The 23,765-nt window shown below is 37.8% G+C and carries 22 protein-coding genes, 1 tRNA gene, 2 pseudogenes and 1 other annotated feature; of the genes and pseudogenes, 4 read left to right on the top strand and 21 right to left on the bottom strand.

Annotated elements, in window-relative coordinates:
* Positions 1-980 precede the first annotated feature (980 nt).
* Both RFW85_RS16765 and RFW85_RS16760 read left to right on the top strand, forming a co-directional pair.
* Positions 981-1,310 (top strand): hypothetical protein, encoded by a 330-nt coding sequence (locus RFW85_RS16765; RefSeq protein WP_002123631.1) that lies wholly within the window; start codon positions 981-983, stop codon positions 1,308-1,310.
* 69 nt (positions 1,311-1,379) lie between these two features.
* The gene (locus RFW85_RS16760) at positions 1,380-1,601 is read left to right on the top strand and encodes a hypothetical protein (protein ID WP_004832966.1); all 222 of its coding nucleotides are present in this window, start codon (positions 1,380-1,382) and stop codon (positions 1,599-1,601) included.
* A 14-nt stretch (positions 1,602-1,615) separates the two neighbouring features.
* Here the strand turns inward: RFW85_RS16760 and RFW85_RS16755 are convergent, their stop codons facing one another.
* The 5 genes from RFW85_RS16755 to RFW85_RS16735 all read right to left on the bottom strand — a co-directional run bounded on the left by RFW85_RS16755 (position 1,616) and on the right by RFW85_RS16735 (position 4,490).
* Positions 1,616-2,131 (bottom strand): hypothetical protein, encoded by a 516-nt coding sequence (locus RFW85_RS16755; protein ID WP_002123634.1) that lies wholly within the window; start codon positions 2,129-2,131, stop codon positions 1,616-1,618.
* Positions 2,118-2,282 carry a hypothetical protein gene (locus RFW85_RS16750; RefSeq protein WP_162467028.1) on the bottom strand — a complete coding sequence of 55 codons (165 nt, stop codon included), beginning with the start codon at positions 2,280-2,282 and terminating at the stop codon, positions 2,118-2,120. Before RFW85_RS16750 ends, RFW85_RS16755 begins: the two co-directional genes overlap by 14 nt.
* Positions 2,283-2,635: 353 nt before the next feature.
* Complete coding sequence (locus tag RFW85_RS16745; RefSeq protein WP_004832969.1) at positions 2,636-2,887, bottom strand: hypothetical protein; 252 nt, start codon at positions 2,885-2,887, stop codon at positions 2,636-2,638.
* Positions 2,888-3,081: 194 nt separating this feature from the next.
* A tRNA-Asn gene (locus RFW85_RS16740) sits at positions 3,082-3,157 on the bottom strand.
* A gap of 113 nt (positions 3,158-3,270) precedes the next feature.
* Positions 3,271-4,490 (bottom strand): IS3 family transposase gene (locus tag RFW85_RS16735; RefSeq protein ID WP_109850681.1). Its coding sequence is split into 2 segments (ribosomal slippage): positions 3,271-4,214 and positions 4,214-4,490, totalling 1,221 coding nucleotides; the frame shifts between segments, so codons are not numbered across the junction.
* Positions 4,099-4,215, bottom strand: a sequence feature (AL1L pseudoknot). It overlaps the preceding gene by 117 nt.
* 356 nt (positions 4,491-4,846) lie before the next feature.
* Here RFW85_RS16735 and RFW85_RS16730 point away from each other — a divergent pair.
* The gene (locus RFW85_RS16730; protein WP_002123499.1) at positions 4,847-5,056 is read left to right on the top strand and encodes a helix-turn-helix domain-containing protein; all 210 of its coding nucleotides are present in this window, start codon (positions 4,847-4,849) and stop codon (positions 5,054-5,056) included.
* Positions 5,057-5,257: 201 nt separating this feature from the next.
* On the opposite strand, the gene tatC is transcribed toward RFW85_RS16730, so the two are convergent.
* The 3 genes from tatC to tatA are packed head-to-tail and all read right to left on the bottom strand — an operon-like array spanning position 5,258 to position 6,631.
* Entirely contained in the window at positions 5,258-6,025 is a 768-nt protein-coding gene (gene tatC / locus RFW85_RS16725) for a twin-arginine translocase subunit TatC (RefSeq protein ID WP_002123494.1), read from the bottom strand.
* The gene (gene tatB, locus RFW85_RS16720; RefSeq protein ID WP_002123497.1) at positions 6,026-6,370 is read right to left on the bottom strand and encodes a Sec-independent protein translocase protein TatB; all 345 of its coding nucleotides are present in this window, start codon (positions 6,368-6,370) and stop codon (positions 6,026-6,028) included.
* A gap of 33 nt (positions 6,371-6,403) precedes the next feature.
* Positions 6,404-6,631 (bottom strand): Sec-independent protein translocase subunit TatA, encoded by a 228-nt coding sequence (tatA, locus tag RFW85_RS16715; protein ID WP_002123495.1) that lies wholly within the window; start codon positions 6,629-6,631, stop codon positions 6,404-6,406.
* Between the two features lie 231 nt (positions 6,632-6,862).
* Between tatA and RFW85_RS16710 the strand changes: the two genes are divergently transcribed.
* Positions 6,863-7,345 carry a hypothetical protein gene (locus tag RFW85_RS16710; RefSeq protein ID WP_004740156.1) on the top strand — a complete coding sequence of 161 codons (483 nt, stop codon included), beginning with the start codon at positions 6,863-6,865 and terminating at the stop codon, positions 7,343-7,345.
* A gap of 102 nt (positions 7,346-7,447) precedes the next feature.
* On the opposite strand, the gene RFW85_RS16705 is transcribed toward RFW85_RS16710, so the two are convergent.
* From RFW85_RS16705 to RFW85_RS16645, 13 genes and pseudogenes are all read right to left on the bottom strand, one after another.
* Entirely contained in the window at positions 7,448-9,055 is a 1,608-nt protein-coding gene (locus RFW85_RS16705) for a hypothetical protein (RefSeq protein ID WP_005130205.1), read from the bottom strand.
* A gap of 663 nt (positions 9,056-9,718) precedes the next feature.
* Positions 9,719-10,864 (bottom strand): annotated as a pseudogene (locus RFW85_RS16700) (Tn7-like element transposition protein TnsE); the annotation flags it as partial.
* A 54-nt stretch (positions 10,865-10,918) separates the two neighbouring features.
* A pseudogene (locus RFW85_RS16695) lies at positions 10,919-11,851 on the bottom strand (IS5 family transposase).
* A 90-nt stretch (positions 11,852-11,941) separates the two neighbouring features.
* Entirely contained in the window at positions 11,942-14,821 is a 2,880-nt protein-coding gene (locus RFW85_RS16690) for a type I restriction endonuclease subunit R (protein ID WP_000218114.1), read from the bottom strand.
* Between the two features lie 28 nt (positions 14,822-14,849).
* The gene (locus RFW85_RS16685; RefSeq protein ID WP_001177806.1) at positions 14,850-15,761 is read right to left on the bottom strand and encodes a DUF5655 domain-containing protein; all 912 of its coding nucleotides are present in this window, start codon (positions 15,759-15,761) and stop codon (positions 14,850-14,852) included.
* Positions 15,762-15,770: 9 nt separating this feature from the next.
* Entirely contained in the window at positions 15,771-16,955 is a 1,185-nt protein-coding gene (locus RFW85_RS16680) for a restriction endonuclease subunit S (RefSeq protein WP_005130204.1), read from the bottom strand.
* Entirely contained in the window at positions 16,955-18,523 is a 1,569-nt protein-coding gene (locus tag RFW85_RS16675) for a type I restriction-modification system subunit M (protein WP_005130202.1), read from the bottom strand. The genes RFW85_RS16680 and RFW85_RS16675 overlap by 1 nt, the downstream gene beginning before the upstream one ends.
* A gap of 775 nt (positions 18,524-19,298) precedes the next feature.
* On the bottom strand, positions 19,299-20,162 hold the full coding sequence (locus RFW85_RS16670) for a hypothetical protein (protein ID WP_000991897.1): 864 nt from the start codon (positions 20,160-20,162) through the stop codon (positions 19,299-19,301).
* 132 nt (positions 20,163-20,294) lie between these two features.
* A complete protein-coding gene (locus RFW85_RS16665; RefSeq protein WP_000135195.1) occupies positions 20,295-20,807 on the bottom strand; it encodes a hypothetical protein in 513 nt (170 codons plus the stop codon).
* Positions 20,807-21,091, bottom strand: a complete 285-nt coding sequence (locus RFW85_RS16660; RefSeq protein WP_000033718.1) for a hypothetical protein — start codon at positions 21,089-21,091, stop codon at positions 20,807-20,809. The genes RFW85_RS16665 and RFW85_RS16660 overlap by 1 nt, the downstream gene beginning before the upstream one ends.
* Positions 21,084-21,506, bottom strand: coding sequence for a hypothetical protein (locus RFW85_RS16655; protein ID WP_309171719.1), 423 nt, complete (start codon positions 21,504-21,506; stop codon positions 21,084-21,086). The genes RFW85_RS16660 and RFW85_RS16655 overlap by 8 nt, the downstream gene beginning before the upstream one ends.
* 53 nt (positions 21,507-21,559) lie before the next feature.
* Positions 21,560-22,336, bottom strand: coding sequence for a hypothetical protein (locus RFW85_RS16650; protein WP_000698343.1), 777 nt, complete (start codon positions 22,334-22,336; stop codon positions 21,560-21,562).
* Positions 22,337-22,983: 647 nt separating this feature from the next.
* Positions 22,984-23,765 (bottom strand): ATP-binding protein (locus RFW85_RS16645; RefSeq protein ID WP_162579931.1); only part of this gene is annotated, 782 nt, incomplete at its 5' end.

Here is a 23,765-nt window from a genome sequence, read left to right as displayed (position 1 = left end):
CACAAAATTTAGAACAGTCCCAATTCTGGCTCACTCCGTTCGCCTTTCTTTTGCCATCTTATCTTTCTACTACATGTGTATTATCCTCTATCTCTATCCTTATACCTGTGTCACTATCTACATATCTATATAGATAAATAATTAGCTATTTTCTTTATTACTGATCTATCTCTATCTACGCTTACCTATGCCTATCCGTATAGTATTATTGTTATCTATCTATATAGATTTCTACATTAATAGATAGTTATACATGCTTTTTATCTCTATCTGATTGGCTTTTTATATTGATAGTTTTCTACATTTCTATATAGATAGATTGCTTGTATATTTACTCGAACTATATATCTATATGGATTTCTATATTTCTATAAGTATTGGTGTATAAGTGTTTGCCAATATTTGTTTTTATCTCTATCACTTCTTATACGTTTGAGGATTTTATTAAGCCGCGCATCTATATCTCTACGCTTACCGAGACTTGGGTGTACTTGGGTATTCCGAGAGTTTTCGAATATATAAATATATCTTCTTAGAACATTCTTATATTACTTATTCTCGGAAATGTAGGCGCGGTTCACTTGGGTTTTTAGAGATTCTTCTCATGTATCTTTCAAACCGACATAAATGCTATCGTATTTCTTCACGGTTTCGCGTATTTCGCATTTTAGAACTTAAGATGATTGCTTTTATATCTTGCGCTTAAAGTTGCTTAAAACGCTCTAAAAAAGCGAAATAGAGTAGAGTTATAAAAACGATTAATTCACACCAAAATCAGCTTTAATTGCCTGAAGGAAAATGCCTAAGTATTAATTTGGAAAAATGCTTTAAAAATCAAATGCCTATAATTGAATTTCTGTGTTTGTTGTTGGCTTGTGGACTTATGTTGTTGATTAGCCTGATTTTTAACAAATTTTGCCTGTTTTTAAGCTATTTGGGGTTACTATAATGGGCATATGTCTTAAATGAGTCTCTAATACATGCTTACTGTATTTATTGTTTTAGTTGCCTTGTTTGTTATAGCACTAATGGTTAAGACGCATAACGAGAGAAATAAGGCGGCAAGATTAAGCCGACTTTCATTGAAAGCATCTGAGGCTTTGGTAAATGCATCTATGCATAAGATGAGACTTGCCTCAATGTCTCCAGAAGAGGCTTTTATTGAAACTCTAACCGATGAAGAACGTGAAATATATTTCAGCCTCACAACTGCACTTGAGAAATTAACTTTTAAGGTTGATATTGCAGGTAACAGAATTAAGAAACAAAGCAATGGCGTTAAACAGATCAACAAACTACTAAATGCTTAAAATTATAAATATGCCTTTTGTATTTTTGGAATTGTCGCTACTAATCAAATTGAACAAATGAGGTGACTTATGTTGATCATGATTGTTGGAATGGTGCTGGTAGCGTTATCTGTCTACCGCGGTGTTGCCCTGAGTAAGTATTTACATAGCCCGTCGGTATCGCACTCAACCAGTAGTCTGTATATGCAGGAGATGGTGGTCACGCGAATTAAACAGGCTTGGTATTGTGTTGTAGGTTTTACAGGATCAACAATGATTGCGATGGGAGTGGGGTTAACTTGGTTCATTTAAAATAAAAGGCTAGCTTATTGCGAGCCTTTCTTTTCTTCATTGTATTGATCGCCTTGTTTTCTATAGGCATCAATTTTCTTTCGAATTTGCTTCATGGCAGCATCATTGAATTTTACTCTTGGATCTTGTTCACCAAATAAATCATCATGAATAGCCATAAAGCGAATACTTGCCACTTTCATTTCGTGACCATCGGGATGTACTTGGTCAGTATCTTCAAAAGTTATAACAAGTAAAGGATCGTACTCGCCTTTAACAACGCGGGCGTGATACATATTTAGATAGTATGGAACAGAATTTCGTACAGAAGCCATGTTTTTGATTCTACCGTAGCGTCTATCGCTATCTTCTATGTATATATCGATGTAACCTTGCTCTCGCCAAAGCTCGATTAGGTTAAAGATGTCTTCTTCGTAATCCTCAATGTCTTCAATAGTGAAGCCTATATGTTGACTGATTACGAAGAATAGGTCGTGCAATTCTGCGTGGGAGATGTATTTTCTTTCGAGTTGTTGATCAGGTTGTGGCATCCCTTTTCGTGCGTTCCTTGGCCGCTTGAAAGGCTCTGCGAAGGTTGCGTCTTGTTTCTTCAGGTGTGCTGCCAGTGATTTTTGTACCACCGAAGCCTTCACCCATGCGAACAAGTTCAACAATTGCAGGGTTTACGTTTTGGTTACTCATCTTGTTCATAACTTTTCTCCATGAGGAGACTGTTGTTAAGAGATGGCTTACAAATATAAATTTGTGCCATTTCGCTTTATAGCTTTAATAAACCGCTTAAATAGTCGGTTGTTTAGTAAATCCAGAAGGCTGCAACCTTATTGATTCACTTATGCATAAACGCATATTGATAATAAATTTCTATCGGTCGACCCAGAAATTTCTAAGTTTGCATCGTTTATTTTATGCTTTTACGCATAATTTGCAATAGCGAATATTTCAAAATGAAACTATCCCTATCTAAATTAGAAATGAAATTTCTATGTAGAAATGTAGATATATAGAAATCTACAGATATTTTAAGCCATTAATTTTTAATGTTTATATGTGAATTTTTCTTTTAAGACTTCAAAACAATCTTGATCAATTTCTTGTTTTTGATGATTAAACTTAAAAACATAATGTTGACCGTTCTTTTCATATTTAGCAAAACCGCAACTTACTTGGATGTGAATAGATTCGTTTGTTTCATCTTTATCCATTTTGTGAGTAACAGAAGCACCTTTTCGCTCATACGCCAGCAAATCAAAGAATTTAGCCATCGGTGTTCTTTCGTTTGGTGTCATTTTGAGTCTTACTAAATAATGGTGCAGGGCAAGATGTGATCTGCATATCAATCCGTTGATCATCCACGCCCTAAACAAACTATCGGCTTGCTTAAGGTTAGATTGACTGGTTGCCAGTTATTCCCCTGCATGGGCAACTCCGCGCGACATTAATAAATGTTTTGACTAATAAAGTCTCATCAGGCACGGTTGAATGGCTGCCTAGAATGGGCTCGAACCAGTGACCAACGGATTAACAGTCCGCTGCTCTACCTACTGAGCTACTACGCAATATAGTTATATAATTATATGGATTTATAACTACTTATCTATATAGAAATATAGAAATCTAAATAGATAAAAAATGAACCATACCGGGTTTGCCGGAGACCTTTTTATTTAAGTTAGGCCACCTGACCTAACGGGTTAATCTTATCATAGTACATTGCTTCAAACTCAAAAGGCGATACATAACCCAGTGCACTGTGTACACGCTTTTTATTGAACCAATCTACCCAGTTTAGTGTCGCAAGTTGTACATCTGCTAAACCTTGCCAATCTGCTTTTAGATATTCAATCACCTCTGTTTTGTATAAGCCATTCACCGTTTCAGCCAAAGCATTATCGTATGAATCACCAGTCGTACCGACTGATGCTCGTAAATTTGCTGCTTCTAAACGATGGGTATAACGAATGGAAAGATATTGCACACCTCTGTCGGAATGATGAATCACATTCTTTGGCATGCCTCGATCATGCAATGCTTGCTCTAATGCATCGAGCACTATATCTGTATTCATTCGTGTAGATACTTTCCAGCCAACAATTGCTCGTGAGAACACATCAATAATAAAGGCGGTATAGACCCAGCCTGAATGAGTTTGAATATACGTAAAGTCACTGACCCACAGTTGGTCAGGATGATCAGCAGTAAAATTACGTTTCACTAAATCATCTGCTCGTTTTTGGTCATCTCGGCTACGGGTGGTTTGTTTGTTCTTACCTCGCCAAACACCTTGTATACCTAGCTTTTTCATTAATCGAGCAACAGTACAGCGTGCAATAACATAACCTTCACGTTTCAGTTGTTGCCAAACTTTACGTACACCATATCGACCTGAACTTTCTTTCCAAATTCGTTTAATTTGTTCAGCATGATGCAAATCATGTAGATCTCGCTTTGCTCGATGTTCTGGGTTTTCAGCAATATCTAGTGTTCGATAATAGGTAGAAGCTGAGATCGGTAAAATCCTACAAATCGCCTCAACACCATATAACGCCTTATTGTTATGGATGAAATCCACCATTATTTGTGTGGGCGGTCGAGCTCCGCCTGGGCGAAAAAAGCGGCTGCTTTACGCAGAATTTCATTGGCACGCTTTAATTCTTTGATTTCACGTTCCATTTGCTTCATTTTTTCTTGATCAGAGATCTGTTGTACTTTGATAGGATTTTGCTCATCTAAATGCTTTTGATGCCAAGCACGAAGTGTTTCAGGAGTACAACCAATCTTAGGCGCAATAGCTGTGATCGCAGCCCAATTAGATGGATAGTCTTTTTCAGATTCAATCAATAATTGAACCGCTCTTTCTCTGATTTCAGGGGTATATTTTAATTTGGTCATCGGAACATTCTCTCAGAATACTGAGTCTCCGACAAACCCGGTACGGTTCATGATGTAGATTCTGATACATCTACTTCTAAGTACTTGCACCTTACTAAAACTCGCAATCCCACATACATCAGTCGCCGATGTTGTTTAGTTTTAGATTTTTTACCAATGATCATTTTTTCCCAAAAATGTTTAGCCTGCCAATTTTTAATTTCATAATTTGTAAAGATGTCCATAAACTCATTGTAAAAAGGTAGATGTACGGAATTTTTCATAATGGACTGCCCAGCAAATAAAAGAGGATTATAGTCCGTGGATTTATAGTCCTCAATTACTGATATTACTGTTTTTTATACTTTCCAGTAAAAATGACAGCGTTAGCAGTAAAGATTGGGAAAATTATTCGTCAGAAAAGAACCGAATCAAGCATTACTCAAGAATCATTAGCTTTAAAATGTGAAATAGATCGTAGCTATTTAGGGCGTATCGAACGTGGAGAAGTCAATCTGACAGTAGATAAGCTGTATCAAATCGCACAGGTTTTACAAATTAGCCCCAAAGACTTATTACCAGATTAAAATAGTTTTTTGAACGACACATTTAGTCGCAGAACCTATTATTTTTCTGATTGGCTTAGTTTTAGAATTTTTGTTTTGCCAAGTACTTCCTGTACTTTAAAATCATCATGCAAAACTTTATACAGAGCCTAAACAATAGAAATTCAGCCATGAATGGCACAACTAGCTTACTAGTTCTACCACTCATACTTTGACTTACAATTAAGCAGTTTGTGGCGTTTTGGACTTTTCGATAAAACGCCCAAACATCAACCCAATCTCAAAAAGTAGCCACATCGGAATCGCCAACATTACCATACTAAGAGCGTCTGGTGGCGTAATAAACATCGAAACAAAGAAACAGCCAACAATCACATAACGTCGATTTCGAGTCAGTGTTTCCACGGAAACTAAGTTCACCAAAATCAATAATAATGTCGCTACAGGCACTTCAAAAGTTACCCCAAAGACCAAAAATAATTTCAAGCAAAAACTCAGATAGCTATTAATATCAGTCATTGGTGCAACTGCCTCGGGTGCTGCATGTAAGAAAAATGCCAACACTGCAGGTAAAGTTATAAAGTACGCAAACGAGATACCAACATAAAATAATACAATACTTGATACGAGCAATGGTACTGCAATACGTTTTTCTTGCTTATACAAAGCTGGCGTGATGAAAAGCCAAATCTGGTACAGAATGTATGGCATCACCACGATTACTGCGATAAAAAAGCTGAGCTTAAATGGTGCCATAAATGTCGTGGTAATATCCGTGGCAATCATGGTCGCATCTGCAGGAAGCTGTAAACGCAAAGGCTTTGAAAGCACTTCATACAAGTCATTGGCAAATGGAATCATGCTAAAGAATGCGGCAAAAACCGCAATCAATATCCGCATCAAGTATTTACGCAGTTCAATCACATGCGACATCAATGGCATAGACTGCAACGGCTGATCACTTTGTTGAGTTTGTGAAGAAGCCATCATCTACTCTCCTATACTTTGTGCAGGTTGTTGAGCAGCTGGATTACTTTGCCCTTGTTGCGCTTTTGTACTCGCAATATCTTCAGCACTCTTTCTCATTTCAACCAACTGCTGTTGCATATCTCGTTCTACTGCACGGATTTGATCAAGTTCACGCTGAACTTGTTCTTTCATCTCGAGCAGATTGAGCTCCTTCTCAATATCGTGCTGCACGCTATGCATTAAGCGTCGAGCTTTTCCATACCATCGCCCTACTGTACGCATTGCTTGTGGTAACTTGTCAGGACCAAGCACCACAATAGCGACAATACCAAACAGTAAGATTTCACTAAATCCCATATCTAACATTGGTTAAACCACCTTTATGCCAAATGATGAAAATTACTTTTGCGTATGTGACGCATCTCGAACGGTATGACTAGACACATCAATCACCGAAGTATCTTCGGCAAGTAGTTTTTGATCTTGATCTTCATTTTTTACTGAATCTTTAAAATCCTTAACCGCACCACCTAGGTCACGACCCAGCCCTTTGAGCTTCGATGTACCAAAAAGCAAAACAACAATAATCAAGAACAATAAAATATGCCAAATTGATAGACCTGCCATTTCACAACCCTCACCTAAACAAAAAAATAACTTAAAATAAATACTACACCAAAGAACTTAAAAATAAATAAAAAATTAAAAATAAATTATTGTGTCGTCAAATTTTAATCAACCATTATCAGGAAAATTAATTCACACTTTTATTTTACAAGTCTTTATCTAAAACATATAGTAACTGATGCTTATTGAGCTTAACTACAGCTTTAGCTGTATACAATCGAGGATCAACGCATGAACAATACAATACTTACCACCTTATTATTTGCTTTATTATCATTAAGTTGTGCAAAGGCAAGCGATAGTGGCATATCACACAACACAAAGTACACGACTACTAAAAGCAGTATTATAGACAGCCAAAACCCTCCGAAAAACAATCAATCAGAAGGATATTCAAAAGCATATGAAAGGTGCATATCAGACCACAAACAAGGATTCAACCTTGCAGTAGATTGTACGCAAAAAGAATTGGAAGATATTAATAATAAAATAAATAAAATAAATAAAATATTAGATAATAAAAAACCTCACATAAATAAAAAAAGCATTCAATCTAAATATGAAAATTATGAAAGAATGATGTGCAATGATTTAATGAATACATCAAAATTGACTAAATCCAGCTCAATCACACGATCGCAGTGCAAACTTTCACTTCGTCAAAACTATTTAGATAATTTACAAAATATACTTTCACCACAGCGACTAGAATAACCACCAGAACAATAACTGAAACGGTGTTACCCCACTGTGGTTGAGATCAAAAACTGAGCTCAACCACGCATCTTATAAATTCCCAAAACGAATCAAGCAAATTTATGCAACAGCCGCTTCACAGTTTTCAGACTTCATTGCAGTGACTGTTTCTTGCGTCTTCAAGGTGTCAGTCACATCAACAGGCAAACTCCAAACCCGAACATTGGCTGAATTAATCTCATCAGTAATTGATGGCATCCCTGAATAACGTTCTGGATAAGTAAAATCTGTGCTGTTATCAACTGAAATCATCGTTGTAGATTGTCTTGAGCCATCAGCGGTCGTTCCAAGTGCAGGTAATGACAGAAGGTATGGTGCCCCTATTCGCTTATCATAAAAAATTTGCGAAACATTACTAAAATACTCATATTTGACTTGATATGGGTTTTGATTACTACCTTGAATACCATCATTATGAATGGCGTACTGTACCGTTGAAGCATCTTGATAGTTTTTTGCAACTAGACCAATACCAGCAGAGATTACAAAATCCAATTTAAACTCGGTATTTTTTAGCTGTGCCATGCGATACTTATCTGTAGTCGTACTGGCAACTGCGTAGTCCAAACAAATATTTATCCCAAATGGCAAGCCTTCAATTAGTTCATTATTAAATGTGGTGTCCAATAATTGACGACCATAATCATCAAAGGCTTGAACTTTATCAGACGAAACTCGCTGGATTTTTACCACCAGCTTTTCCTCTCCATTTAAAGTACAAACATGTGCATAGTTCTCCAGATCAGGATTACTGGCATTATTACCAAGTTCATCCCCTCGATCACATCTTCTATCACCAATGAAGTCAATCCAAGACACAGTGCGTTTTGGCCAAACCATATATGCAGGGCGCTGATGCTCATCATTTAAAGACAGATTATGCACACATACCAAATGGTTCGTTGCTTCTAATATTGGATTTTTATCGGTGCTGGCATCACTACCATCTTTGTTAAAAATATTTACTGATGGCTTTAACACTGCGATAGTTCCTGGGAGAAGTACCAGTTTTCCATAATCACATTCAGGAAACTTAGCAATCAAACTACGGACTTTCTGTGTGACGAGTTCTAAAAATAAATCTGCAACTACCAAGACTTCATCCGTATTCAAAAAATCAGTCCAAGGCACATTCCAATAAAATTCTGGAGCAGTAAAAAAGGTGACATCATAGTCTTGTGGTGGGCGCTCAGCAAAAGCAGTCAACATCCCTCGGTACAACAATACAAAACGATGATCGACCGAGCGCTTGACATAATCTACGATACTTTCCCAAGCCGTTTCAGTACCATCTTTATTGGTCACCAAAACTGAACCTGCTGTACCTTTACTTACTTTGCGACGTGCACGTAATTGCGCAAAAGAATTATATTCAAAGTTATAGATCCCCACATTCATTTTCACCGCATCTGGACTAATGATCGGCTCAGTACCTTGTTCGGGCTCAGTCTTTTCGCCTTGATCTGGAATTTGCGGTGTTGTATCTGGGTCAAACGGTGCAATCGGTATCACCACATCCGACTCAACCTCACCACCACCTCCGCCGCCACCACAGCCCGTAAGCATGGATACCGCAGGCAAGGTCATTCCCCCAATCAAAATAGAGCGTCGAGTCAAGGGAGTATTTAAAATTGATTTTTGTAGGTTCACTTGTGGCTGTGCCATCATCATTTCCTCTAGGTTGGATTAAAACCGCCTAGATAAATACAATATCTATACCAATTTTATAAAATATGTAGAAATTATGAAGAACTTTGATTTTTTGAGCAAATAATCGCCGAAAATGATATTTATTGGTTTTTCTCTAATTTTGATAATACTCATGCTTTATGTACTTAAAATTTATTTTAATTCTGTTTTTATAACGCCCCCATATGATGCAACTAAGTTCATAGATGAACTAAAATATCACTACCCGAGCAACATTAATGCCACAATAGAATTCGAACCGATTCTCCCGCAATGGCTATTGTCGTTACTTCCATTTCAATGCGGTAATCCTCCTGTTTTTTCAGCACACATCAACCAAAGTTAAAAGTAAAGTGTACGCCATTTGAGGTGGCTTCCTTTGTTTGCTTGGTATAGTCTTTCATGGTAACAATGAATTTGCTGGAGGCAACTCACACATCAACGGTATTGAATCATTCTGGTCTTATGTCAAAAAAGACTGAGAAAGTTTAATGGCATCGCTTTAGTATCATGTTTGAAGAGCGTGTAACCAAGTATTTTTAAAACGGTATTTACACAGAATTATTTACACTCTCGTTTCTTCATTTGAAAATTATGTTGCTGAAGAAGATACTAGGAATAGTTTTGTGCAACAAAGCTTATCTATTTATTTAACCCTACGTAAATCCGTTTTGCCCATCCTTCTAAGTCATCAATAGCAACTTGTTGTCCTTCATCAATACGTGGGTGATTGAATCTAGCCTGACGACTAGCTATTTCTTTAATGAAACTAATTGGCCAGTTAAGAGTATTTTGAACTATATATTTGCGAATTTTTTCATAATTTTTTTCCCAACAATTCATATCTTTTATTGTTAACAATTGTGTTGACAGACGATTTGCATTATCGGATGTATCAACTTCGAGTAAAATGAAATGCTGACCTTGATGCAGAAAATGTACTTCAGCAATACAGCGTGGATTATTATCGGACTTTAGATGTTTAGTAAACCCCTGTACTGTAGGCAAAATTTTTGAAGTCAATGAATATTGTATTCCATACTTTTCCTCAAGTTTATAAAGCATCTGCATAAAAGCGGAGAAACGGTCTAGATATAAATGGGCATCATCAGTTTGATCCTTCGCACCCTCAAAATCACCAGCTTTAACTGTACCGCCAATTCCTGGTTCATCGGCATTTACATCACCAATTAATTCATCAATATACTCTTTAGCATCATCCACGATAATAGCGTTTTTTGAGCCCGTTTTATCTGCGATTTTTCTAGTTTCAAATGGATCATCAAAATCAAATAAAGTAGCTGGACTATCTATAATAGTGGGTCTATTGCTAGGCGTTGCTTCATCCTCATCATTGAGTTTGGGTTCTGCATGATTCGGCTTTGATGGTATGGTACTGGTATTACTTGATTTTTTTGAGGCATTAGAAAATTTATCGTGATAAAAATAAACTGGCTTATCAATATGGGTAGATAGCCCAGAAAAGCCAATGATTTCATTAACCTTAAATGTATTGGTTAACTTATCATAGTAGCCATATGCTTCAATGTTCATGCCTGTTAAATTAGGCGGGATGAAACTAAAGTTCCATGTTCTTACTGTATTATTAATTCTTTCAAAAGCTTGACACTGTTGAGCGATGCTTTCATATGAAGCTCTTATGTTTTTATTTAGGAGTAAATATCCAAGAAATCGACGAAACCCAGGTTTATTGAAATGAGAAAGTGCAAGTGAACCCTCACATGAGGGAAGAACATTAATTAAGTAATGATCATTGTTGTTCTGAATAGGCTTTGTTGCACAAAGATTTAAAAGATAACACTCTGCTCATTTGAACAGAATTCAAGTGACAACTTGGGTATGAGGGCGACCTAGCTCTGTGAATTTATTCAAGACTGCTATGCGTACATGAATCTCATTCACCTGACTAGGCAAACTCCTTGCTGTTAATTTATCCCCTAATAATTTGATGCAATGCATCTTGGTTTCCACCAAACTTCGCCGATGATAGCCTGACCATTTTTTCCATAGTGTTCTGCCTAAACGTTTAACTGTTCGAAGTAATTCATTTCGCTCCTGAGAATGTGATTTTGTATCTTTTCAAGGTCTTGCATTTTTTCTAGGAGGAATCACTGCATGCGCTTGTCGATCTGCAATGACCTGTCGGCACTGTTTGGTATCATAAGCTCCATCGGTATAGACGGAGTCAACTCTCTCATCTTGTGGAATCTGATCGAGTAAATCACCAAGTACCTGTGAATCACTCACATTGTTGGTTGTGAGCTGAACAGCGCGTATTTGTAAGGTTTTAGCATCTATACCAATATGAAGTTTACGCCATTGGCGACGATATTCAGGTCCATGTTTCTTGCGCTTCCATTCGCCCTCACCTAGAAACTTCATGCCTGTAGAGTCCATGAGTAGATGCAGCCCATCGCTACTTTTTTGGTAGTTGATTACAATATCAATATGCTTTTGTCTTCTACAAAGCGTGGTGTAATCTGGTGCGGTCCAATTTAATCCGCAAAGTTTAATCAGACTTTGCACAAAGCCAGTGACTATACGTAAAGATAGACGGAATAAGGATTTAATCATTAAACAGCATTGAATAGCCGTATCGGCGTAAGTTTGATTTCGACCTTGCTTGTTTTGTGGTTGTGCATACCACTGAGTGTTTGGATCAAACCAAATGGAAATGTTGCCCCGATTAATGAGAGCGCGATTATAGGAAGACCAGTAGGTTGTGCGGTAGATTTTGTGTGTAGGCTTCTTCATTTGAAAATTATATCGCTGAAAAAGCCTTTACAGATAGGTTTGTGCAACAAAGCCCTCTGGAAATAAAGTCACACTTTGAATGTGTATTATTTAATTAAAACCAGTATAAAATCTTTCAATCAACTGCCGTGTCTTGACCAGCAAGTTAGTGAAGACATTATCCCGTTCAAAAAGTTTTACTTTATAGTTTGGCAAGTCTTTCAATTCTTCTTTACGTGGAAAACGGTTCGTATATTCATAGTGTTCAAGAACTTCTTTCATCACTTCAGGCTTTAGATTTTCCTGTTCACAAAGCTGCTGGTAAGCCCGTTCTTTTTCGATATCCCAAAAATGTGCAAAGGCATCTTGAACGCTCTGTCCATTGATCATCTTCGGTATGTTTTCTTCAATGAATTTTTGAATGAGGTCTTGCTTATCGTGCAAACTAATATCGCTACTGATTAAATCGTAAATTTGCGCTTGGTACTTCTTACGCTTGTCCTCTGAGTCTGTATCAACAACAAGCTGTAGCAGGTTGATGATATAACCAACATTAATGCGATCACTATGCAGTAAATCCAGTTGAAAATCGACATCATCCAGTACCGATACTTTGTCTCTCTTGGTGGTCTTTCTAACGGCACGACATAGGTCAGCATACTTAGAGGCAAAATTCGCAAAGTGCTGTTTATCGAGTTGTGTTTGGTCTTGATCGTATTCAATAAAAGTTTGTAATTGCGCGTTATAGCGCATCACTTCACGGAAAGCTTTAATAAATTCGAGTTGCTGTTCTTCAGTGACAAGATCATCGACTGATTGGTAATTGGGCGTTAAGGCAAACAATTTGCTCACCGCTGCTTGGTAATCCTGTTCGATTTCCGCATAGCTGGGAACAAGTACAATCTTGGTCGTTTCTTTATTGGAAAATAGCGCCAGTGCTTCATCTGTTGCACGTTTTAGGTTGCGGAAACAGATGATATTGCCAAATGGTTTTTTATCGTTATAGACACGGTTGGTGCGTGAGAATGCTTGAATCAAGCCATGATATTTTAGGTTTTTATCGACATACAAGGTATTTAACGGCTTAGAGTCAAAGCCCGTGAGGAACATATTGACCACGATTAGAATATCAATCTGTCTGTTTTTTACGCGCTGTGCAATGTCGCGGTAGTACGCATAAAATTGATCACCAGAATTGTAGTTGGTTTTAAACTGTCGATTGTAATTGGCAATGTAGCGATCTAGCTTATCCCGACTGGATGAATTGACCTGAGTTGGAATATCTGCGGCTTCTTCGTGAATCAAGCCAGTTAAGTCATCTGTGGGTACAGCCTCATTTGCAGCATAGGAAAAGATAGTGGCAATGGTCAACGGTTTAAATATCCGACCTTGTGCTTCATCTTCAATTTGCTTTTCAGCCTGCACCTTTTCAAAGAGGTCGTAATATTGGGTCAGTGTTTCGACCGAACTAACACAGAACATTGCGGTAAATTCACGATTACGGGTTTTGGTATCGTGGATATTGACAATATAGCGGGCAATCATTTCTAAGCGTTGCGGATTGTCATACAGTTCTTTGGTATCGATGCCTTCTACATCTTCCTCATAACTGTCATTCGTCGCCATACCTTTAGCAGTATATTTGCCACGGTAATCAATCTGGAACTGCAAGACGTTACGGTCGCGGATCGCATCTACAATCACGTATTTATGCAAACACGCATTAAACAGGTAGTCTGTGGTGAGTTTTAAACCTGCTTTGCTTTGGCTGTTCTTTTCAAAAATGGGCGTGCCCGTAAAACCAAACATTTGTGCATTGCTGAAGAACTTTTTGATGTTCTGATGAGTCTCTCCAAATTGGCTACGGTGACACTCATCAAAGATAAAGACCACTTTTTTATTTTTAAGATAATCAATCGATTCTAAATAACGGTCGGTGCTGATGGCTCGATTGAGTTTTTGGATGGTGGTCACAATCAGTTTGTCATGACGTTGATCCAGCTGTTTCACCAAGGTCGATGTGTTATCGGTGCTGTCGACACTGTCGGCTTTAAAAGCATTAAATTCTCGTGAGGTTTGTGTGTCGAGGTCGTTACGATCGACCACAAACAGAACTTTTTCCACATCAGGCATTTGCATGATGATCTGACTGGCTTTAAATGAGGTCAGGGTTTTGCCTGAACCTGTAGTGTGCCAGATATAGCCGTTCTGATCGGAGTTTTGCACATGCTCCACAATTTTCTGTACTGCATAAATCTGATAGGGACGTAGCACCATCAGGCTTTTGGTGGTTTCTAGCAGCACCATGTACTGAGTCAGCATTTGGGTCAGATGCTGCTGATTGAAAAATGCGTCGGCAAAGTCGACAATTTCATTGATGTGTTTGTTATGGACATCCGCCCAGGGAAAGGCAAACTCGATGCCTGTGGTGCCGTTGGAGTAATAACGAGTATTGGCACCATTACTAATCACAAAGAGCTGAATAAAACCAAACAGCCCTTGACCAGCCCAATAGGCTTCACGAATATAGCGTTGCGTTTGATTAAAGGCTTCGGCGATTTCCATACCGCGTTTTTTCAGCTCGATCTGTACCAAAGGCAAACCATTGACCAGTAAGGTCACATCAAAACGGCTGGTTCTGCCATTATAGTCGCGGTGGTCGATGGTGATTTGATTGGTCACCTGATAGATGTTCTTGCTTGGGTCATCCGAGAGAAAAAAGATGTGTTTGCTGCTGCCGTCATCAAATTTGACTGGGAACAGATCACGCAGATTCTTGGCTCGCTCAAACACTGTGCCTGTGTTTAAAAAACTGATGACCTGCTTCCATTCCGTTTCTGACAGGGGTGCTAGTCCATTGGCTCGTTCAATCTGGGTTTTGAGGTTAGACAGTAGTTGGCTTTCGTCCTTGATGGTCACCGCAGCATATCCCAATTGCTTGAGCTGGCTCATCAGTTCATTTTCAAGTTGGTATTCGCTTTGTACTGTCATTTCCTTTCCCTCTAAAATCTTAAATTATTCACTTCAATGTTTGTTTAATTAAACTCAAGATATATTCTAAATTTTCTGTATCTGACACGATCACCTCACAATCGCCATTGCCCCAATGTCCAATATTGGTAACATCTTTCGCGAGCTGTTTCGGGTCATCCAGTTGATTAAAAGGCATATTCAGCCATATACGAATTTGCTTTGTCCCAATACTCATATAGACATAGTTACGCTTACCCTTACGGAAGGCTATGTACATTTTCTTGGGATGAACTTCTAAGTCGGTGGTTAAGCCCAGAATTGAGTCCCTGAATTGCTCATATAGCTCTTTGATGTCATCGGACTTATCCGCCAAGTGATAGGCTTCATCATATTGCTGGATTTCTTTAGCAATTTTTTGAATATCTTCAGAGTCAACCTTTTGCACTTGCTTGATTGAAGGGGCTGATTTGGCTTTCTGCAATGGATTGACTGAAACAATTCCACCTTGATAGCGTTTGATTTCCCACAGCTCAATGCCCAAATCTTTAAAATTAGTAGACTGCTTTTGAAAGTCGGTAAAGCTCGGTGAAACAAAGATGATTCGACTTTGTGACCAGTCGACATCCTGACGTTTAAGCTGTTTACTCTGGTTCTCGTTGTACTCAACGATGAAATCTGCCTTATAGTCGAGCATCAGATTCAGATAAGAAACGCCTTGGTCGATCACGCTATAATTGCGTTCACGCTTGTATTCGATAATTACAAACGCCTGACTTTCGGGATCGAAAGCTAAAGTATCGATACGATTATTTTTAATCGTAAACTCAGATTTAATAAATTCCAGACCTGTAAAACTGTAAAGATTGCTTTCAAACAGGCTTTGAATCTCTCTTTCCAAACGAAAAGGATCTTCGGTGAGTTCTAGTAATGTCTGTGCTTGGGTTTGATAAAGTTGCATTCGGTTCCCCTACACAAACATCTGCTGCAACAAGCCTTTTTTCCAAGTTTTGGCTTGTTCAATTTGCTGTGCCACGACTTCAATTTTTTGGTCAATGGCAGATAGGAAATTGGCAATTTTGGTTTGTTCTTCTAAGCATGGAAAATCAAAAGTGAATTCGTTTAAAGTACCTGTCGTAATTTGATTAATACGAGCACCTAAATTCATTTGTACTTGCTCAAAGAACCAAGGAGTTTGCATCAAATACGCAATAAATCTATTGTACTTACTTCGATAAACAGACATAAATGCGCCAAATGTCATTACTTCATCATCATTGATGATGACACTTTTCCCAATAAGTCTTTGACTGCCATTTCGAGTACAAATCAAAATATCATTAGGCTGAACAATAATTTTATCTTTAATCTTTTTATTCACACGTACTTGATCTGACTTATCTAAACGTCCCTCTTTAATATTTGATGAACGTAAAACAAGTATGCCTGTGCCATCATTAGTCACATCTGTCGGAGAATAGGTCAAACCAATAATATTTTCACCCACCTCGCCAAGTTTTTTATCCTCCCACTCCCCAAATTCACTACCATCATCTGCTTTAAAACGAATTTGCTGACTAAACAGCTTTTGCATCATGCCTTGTTTGTATTGGCTCAACAGCGCATGTTTTTGCGTGAGTTGGCTGATCTTTTCATCGACTGCGGAAAGAAAAGAGGCGATTTTGGTTTGTTCTCTTATGGATGGAAAAGCTACTTCTATGCTAGATAGTTCGCTACTATTTATTGCCGGATAACTGGTACCAGTACATCTATTTATTACCTCATCTAAGAATTTTTTACTATGTAAAACATAGTAAATATATTTAGAATTTAGCTTTGTACGAATTTGTGCATATCCTGTAGATGCTACATAGTCTCCATCTAGATCAAAATAAAAATTATTTTGTTGATAAGGGCGAACCATTTGGAATAAGACATCACTTTTTTCTAACAATCTTTGAGCTCGACTGGGTGCTTCATTGATGTCTATTTTTTTTCTTTGTATTAATAGTCCTTCACTAACACTTTCTAAATCTATATAAAAAAATGAAGCAGGTAACTCTTTTGTCTTTGGATTAACTTCAGCAATCTGATCAAGCTTTTTGAGATCCCAACTATCATCAAACTCTTTGAATCTTAGCTTTGGTGCAGTCATTACTTCACCTCCGCAAACGGTGAAACAATACCTAGCTCATTACAAAAATCTGCAATGATGGCATCGGTCTTTTGGCTGTCGTGTTCCAAAGCTTGAAGCTGTTTTGCAATCGCATCTAAATCAATCTCGGCTTCCGCTTCAAAGGTATCCACATAACGCGGAATATTCAGGTTGTAATCGTTATCTTTCACTTCTTGCAAGGTCGCGACATGCGCATATTTTTCAATATTTTCACGCTTTTCAAATGCCGCAACAATCTTATCCAAATGCTCAGGCAATAACTTGTTTTGGTTCTTCTGCTTTTCAAAATCGTTGCTGGCATCAATAAACAGAATATTGCCGCTATGCTCACGGTTTTTCTTCAACACCAAAATACAAGTCGGAATTGAAGTGCCATAGAAAATATTGGCGGGTAAACCAATAATGGCATCCACCACGTTCATCTGCTCAATCAAATACTGACGAATCACGCCCTCACTCGAACCACGGAACAATACGCCATGCGGTAACACCACCGCCATGGTGCCATTGTCATCCAGTTGATACAGCATGTGCTGTACAAAAGCCATATCGGCTTTAGAACTTGGCGCCAATTTGCCATACGCGGCAAAACGCTCATCTTGTAAAAATAACGGATCGGCAGACCACTTTGCAGAAAATGGCGGATTCGCCACCACCGCATCAAACTTTTTATCTAAATGCTGCGGACGGGTTAAAGTATTTTCCTGCTTGATGTCGAACTTTGCAAAATGCACATCATGCAAAATCATGTTCATGCGCGCCAAGTTGTAGGTGGTACGGTTCATTTCCTGACCGTAAATCATATCGACATCTTTAACTTCACGTTTTACCCGTAGCAACAACGAACCTGAACCGCAGGTCGGGTCATAGACTGAACGTAAACGGTCTTTGCCTTGCGTGACAATCTTCGCCAGTAGAGTCGATACCGTTTGCGGGGTATAGAATTCCCCCGCTTTTTTGCCCGCGCCTGAGGCAAACTCACCAATCAGGTATTCGTAAGCATCCCCCAGTACATCGGCTTCGGTATTGGAAATATCAAAATCAATGTCATCTAAATGACTCAGGACTTTCGCCACCAGTGCATTACGGTCACTGGCATTATTGCCAAGCTTGGTCGAGTTTAGATCCAAATCTTCAAACAGGTTGGCAAAGTCATCGGCAGAGTCGGTGCCTAACGTGCTTTGTTCAATTGATTTTAAGGTTGCCGTTAAATCATCCAGAATGAATTCGCCCTGACGACCACGCTCGGCTAAGGTATGGAATAGCTGTTTGGGTGTGAGCGCATAACCGACTTCGGCAATGGCATTCTTTTTAATTTCTTCGATGTACGGCACATGCTCAGCATTATTTTCATCTAATTCTAAAAAGCTGACTTCTTCGCCATCCAGCAATTCATTAGCAAAATTAACCGATTTTTCTGATAAATATTTAAAGAAAATAAAGCCCAGTATGTAATCACGGAATTCATCGGCGCCCATGGTGCCGCGCAAAGTATTGGCAATATTCCAAAGTTGTTTTTGTAATTGTTGCAGTTGTACTTGGGTCATTGTTATGCATGTCCGATGAAATGAATAAAACATGACTAGTTTACCGAAAATTAAAGTTTTTTCAGCAAAATTGGAAATAGAAAGACAAAATTTGTCGCACTAAATGCATATCAATAATATTGATATACAAGGTTTTATTTGGATTTTAAAAGATTAACAGGTTCAAGTATCATAATTTAAATTAAGGCCCATATCAAAATTACAGATGCTTAGAAAAATATTTATAAGCAAAATAAATAAAAAGGCGGTTTGTTAAAGTTGGTCATATTCAGCATCAATATACGCATTAATTAATGTCCAATGGCTTTGTTGCACAAAGATTTAAAAGATAACACTCTGCTCATTTGAACAGAATTCAAGTGACAACTTGGGTATGAGGACGACCTAATTCGTTTTAGGAGTAGGTTTATTCATTTTGAAATTATAGGACTGAATAAACCTTATAGGCTAGGTTTGTGCAACAAAGCCAGTGTTGAGTGAATAGTAAATGTAATTATCTGGAAATATATAGTAAGCGCTAACTAATAATATGGATTCTATCTATTGTTTTATATTTTTAAAAGAGTATAACAATATTTATAAGTAAGCGCTTATATATAAGTAGTGCTATTTTGCGTTGTAAAGCGCTAGATTTAATTTTATTTTCAGCGTGAGTGTTTCTTTATAAAAATTTTTTTAACGTAATTAGCGCGCAAATTAGAAGCAGGAAAATAGTGTTTTTGACATAGGCAAAAATAAAGGGAGTTTGACACTCCCTTTTTACCGCTTTTTTCTATTACTTTTCACTTGGAAAGAGATCAGCTTTCATCTTGGCTAAAATTAGCGACTGCTCATTTGGAATTAGCTTATTTCCTTCTTTTGTTGCAATTTTCAATAGGGGGAACATTTGGAGCATCTGTCCCGCCTGCGCTCGCGCTGTACCTTCTGAGTAATGTGCATTCAACAAGTTATTATACAGATTGCCACCTTTACCAGTTGTAATATAACCATCTGTAATAATCGTCTCAAATGCGATTCTCATGACCTTATTTAAGTTTCCACCGTTCTTGAAATAGGTGAACAAGATAATGACCTTCTCAGCTACTTTCTTTTGAACTGTCTCAACATTACCTCGTGTACCAATTACCGTCGGTTGGTTGTTCAGGATACGTAACAGGTTTTCTTGTTTTTCTTTAAGCTTGTCATTTGGTAAATCAATATCACTCGCTTCAAGAAGAATCATGTCTGCACTACCACCTAGACGGTCTAAGAGAACTTCTGACTTCTTGGAGTTGTAGTGTGTCACACGTTGCTGTGTAGATTTAGGTTTCTCTTTTGCAGCTTTATTTTCTGTTGTCACTTTCTGAGGTGCGCTATTTTGCTTTTCTGGAACAATTGGCTGTTCTGTTTCTTCTGCTTCAAGATTTAAATCAAGTTCTTCCTCGTTAATCAGATCGTCAAACGCGCCATTATTTAAGTTGTCCAATAACTCAACATCATGCAACTCTTCATCGACTAGCTTTTCATCTTGAACAGCAGCAGATTCGGCTGTTGGCTCTAAAGCCATGTCGAGCTCTGATTCATCAATATCAAGTTGATCAAAAAGATTAGATATAAGTAATTCATCATCTTTTACTTGATTAGTAGCTTTTGCGTTCATACTTACATACCTTTATTAGTTGAAGTTATTGCAGTTTTCTTGCTGCTGTATGTAGTTTATTAAGCGCCGTGTGGATAAGAAGCGAAATGATGGCGATGTTGTAGGAAAATAAAAATAATAAGATTCAGTGTGTTACCACACTGAATCAAAGTTGGTTTTCGGTTTGAAGGTGATGGAAGGTAGTTGTTCTTCTATTAGTCCCTCGACCGTAATTTGTTCATGAATGCACTTGGAAAGATTGTCCTCACTATAGGTAAAGTTACCTTCTTCATCGTAATAACATTTGGAGTATTTCAAGAGGATATCTTCATATTCCGCATCGGCTGATGACCGCCGGTTGTACGTCTTGGATAAAGGTTCTTCATACCATCGGTCATCATTCCGTTTATTTAAGATCGCAATTTTAAAGATAGGATATTGTGACTTGTAGTGGCTGGAAACTATCTTATCGCTGATTTCACCGAGCCATATTAATTGCACACATAGATTTTCATTTTGAAATTCGCGCACCGAAAACATGTTTAGCGGCAAAGTGTCTGGTTCGTTTTCGGCATGCTTTCTAAAAACTTCCTCAAAATGGGCACGTAACTTTTCATATTCTTCCTTAGAAATCTCTTTGCTAAACATGTCAAAGTAACGCGCCATTATTTTTCTCCTTCATATCCTTCGTAAAATTCAGCATCAGTCATTTCACCCATATGGAACATGCTGGTGATAATAATGTTTTTACCTACTACCGGTCGCTTACAGGTTTTTGTCACGTCTTCTGCAAGATATTTGCAAATTTCATCAATGTCTTTGGAATTGATTTCCCGACAAGCTTTAGAAAAAGAAGCTTTGAAGCCTTCAGTTGTCGATCTATCGCTGTGATAGACCTTAAAACAAACCATGAACCAATGCTTTTTTACGGTATCGTCGTGTTTACTCATAGGTAAGTTTTCTCATAACTTCGCCAACTGTCTGTTGGGCGTAATACAAATCAAGCTCAAACCCATATTTGATCAATTCATCTAAATCGATATATCCAAGCTCCGGATAACCGCCATTAAGTCTGATTACTCCATATGCTTGAGTATGAGGTGGACCAGCAACGTCTAATTCAACGATGTAAACGTCGCTATCTCCCTTGAAGTAATGCATTTGGCATATTGCGTTGTCGCCTTGGCCGTCTGTTTGATAGGTAACAGGGCATTTGGCTACGATGTCATCGACTTTGATAATCAAGTCTTTGTAATGCTCACTCTCAACACCTTTGGTTCCTGATAGAAGGCAGGCGATTTGAGGGTCTGACATAACTTTGCGCAGATTGCCAATACGGCTTAAAATACTTTCAGCAATAATCATAACGTAATACCCATTAATTATAAATAAGTGCTTACTTATTATTGCAATCAAAATTAGGCATTCAATGCTTGCTGATTGGGTTTGATTTTATTAATAAGCGCTTGGAACTCTTTACGGTGTCGGTCTTTGACGTCGGTCCACTTCACGTCCGAAAGGCTAACGATCGGTTTAAATTCGCCATGCCCGGAAGTGTAAATATCAATTGAGCCAACTGGATCTGAAAAGACAATGGTTCCATCACTACGTTGCATTAGATTTGCCGCATGGATGTCATAAAACGCATCACCGTAACTGCCTACGAAATTATTTAGTTTTTCGAAGTAAGGTAAGAGGGTAGGAACGTCCTTCAGTTGAGGAAGCTGATTTGCCATTTCGATGAGAATTTTAGCTGTGGCGCCTCGTACACTTATACCATGCTCTAACCCTGCAAGACGGCGGCGCAATTCATATGTAAGGTTTAAGGCAAGGCTGCGATTAGGACCTTTTGAAATCTTCTCAAGGCGCTCTACTTCAAACAGAAATAATGGAACTAATTTTTTATTTGGTTTTGTGAGGTTTGTTTCTTTCACATTCTTGCCAACCAGGTATTCACCAACTTGGCCATAGTTTTTGATTAATTTAGGTGAGTGAATGTCATCAATCTTAATTGCTTCGTCGTTAAGCATGTAATAAGTGGCTGGACAGGCAGTCAATTTAAGAACGGTATTGGGATTTCCGCTTTCAAAGACACCTGAAAACATGCCGCTTGCAATGAGTTTTCTACCTTTTAAAGCCTCATGTGTTTTTCTAACGGTTGTCACACTTGAGTCATTCATCAATAAAATTTTCATATCCAATCAATTCATTTCTTAATTAGCAAAACGTTAAGTTATTTTAGTCAGCTAATTGTTAAGTTGATTGGAAAAAGCAAAGGCGGCATGACTTACCCGAAGAACTGATAAATTAAGGCTGCCAACTTATTACTTTAGATTTAAGCATAAGAAATATCCTCTTTTTGATTTAAGCTTTCTTAAGTACATTGGTTGGTAATACAAAGCTCGTTTTGTTTCTTCAATCATAATCATAAAAAGCCCTGTATGATCAGGGCATTAATAAAGGCGTTCAATTGAACGCCTTTTAATCCATCTTAAACAGGTTATGTGCTGAGTTTCCATCATTGTCTTAGCATGATGCGGATCAGTCTAAAGCATTCTCAGGAATAGAGGAGCTCGTTGCTGATGTTGTCGCTGATATGATTAGCAATAATGAAAAAGTTCCTACACTGTATATATCATTAATAGTAGTCCACTAATTCCAATTAAGAGTAGTCCACTAATTTCGATTAAATGTGGTCCACTGAGTTTATAAAAAGCGAGATCCTAAGATTCTCGCTTAAATCTTAATTTTAGGTGCATATTCCTACTTAGATGAATATACACAGCTGCATACCAACTTGGACAATGATTCTCACTTTAATTGAACACTCTAAAAAGATTAATCATATCCATTTATTTTGAAAGTCTGCACCTGCTGAATTTGGTATTATTGACGGTTGATGAATATTAATCGTTAATGGAATCGGAAAATCGTTTCCAATAAGTACAGCTTCCCCTGGTTGTAAACTAGGTAAAAAATCTGAAGCTGCTTTATCAATTTCACCACAAGCACGTTCAATAATTTCTCTATCTCGATCATTAGTAAGCCTATGAACAATTAATGTGCCTAATTGGCTTAATACGCCTTCAGTTATATCCCTTGGTCTCTGAGTTGCTAAGCAAATATTCAAACCAAATTTTCGTCCTTCCTTTGCAATTAACTCAAAAGAATCTAATTTGGCAATCGAATCTTCGTTACCAATGCTTTTCCCGATAAAATTATGAGCTTCATCTAAAAAAACAACTATCGGTTTATCTGAGAATTTCCGATCCCTTGCGAGACCTAAAAGATGTCTTCCAATCACATTTGCAACGATTTCCCTAGCTTTAAATTCAAATCCAACATCACTTAAGTCTATTCTCAAGATTTTTTTATTTGAATCATAGAAATCATCGATTTTTTCTACAAGTGTTGGTAGGCCTTTGGATTGAAAAACAAATTTAAAGGTATTAGAGGTTGTTATTCCATGAATTCTTGATACTAAGGCAAGACAATAACTAAAACTTTGCTGATCTTCTCCCCATATACCATCCGATTTTGGTGGCCAGACACATTCCTCACGAATTTGTTTACTAAGCTTTAAAGGATTAAATGGTGTTGAAGGGGCTTTGTTGCACAAAGATT

It is taken from the genome of Acinetobacter sp. 12966, assembly GCF_031196995.1.
Classification (GTDB): Bacteria; Pseudomonadota; Gammaproteobacteria; order Pseudomonadales; family Moraxellaceae; genus Acinetobacter; species Acinetobacter geminorum.
The sequence above is the reverse complement of the archived record's forward strand: the minus strand, read 5'-3'. Positions and strand labels throughout refer to the sequence as shown.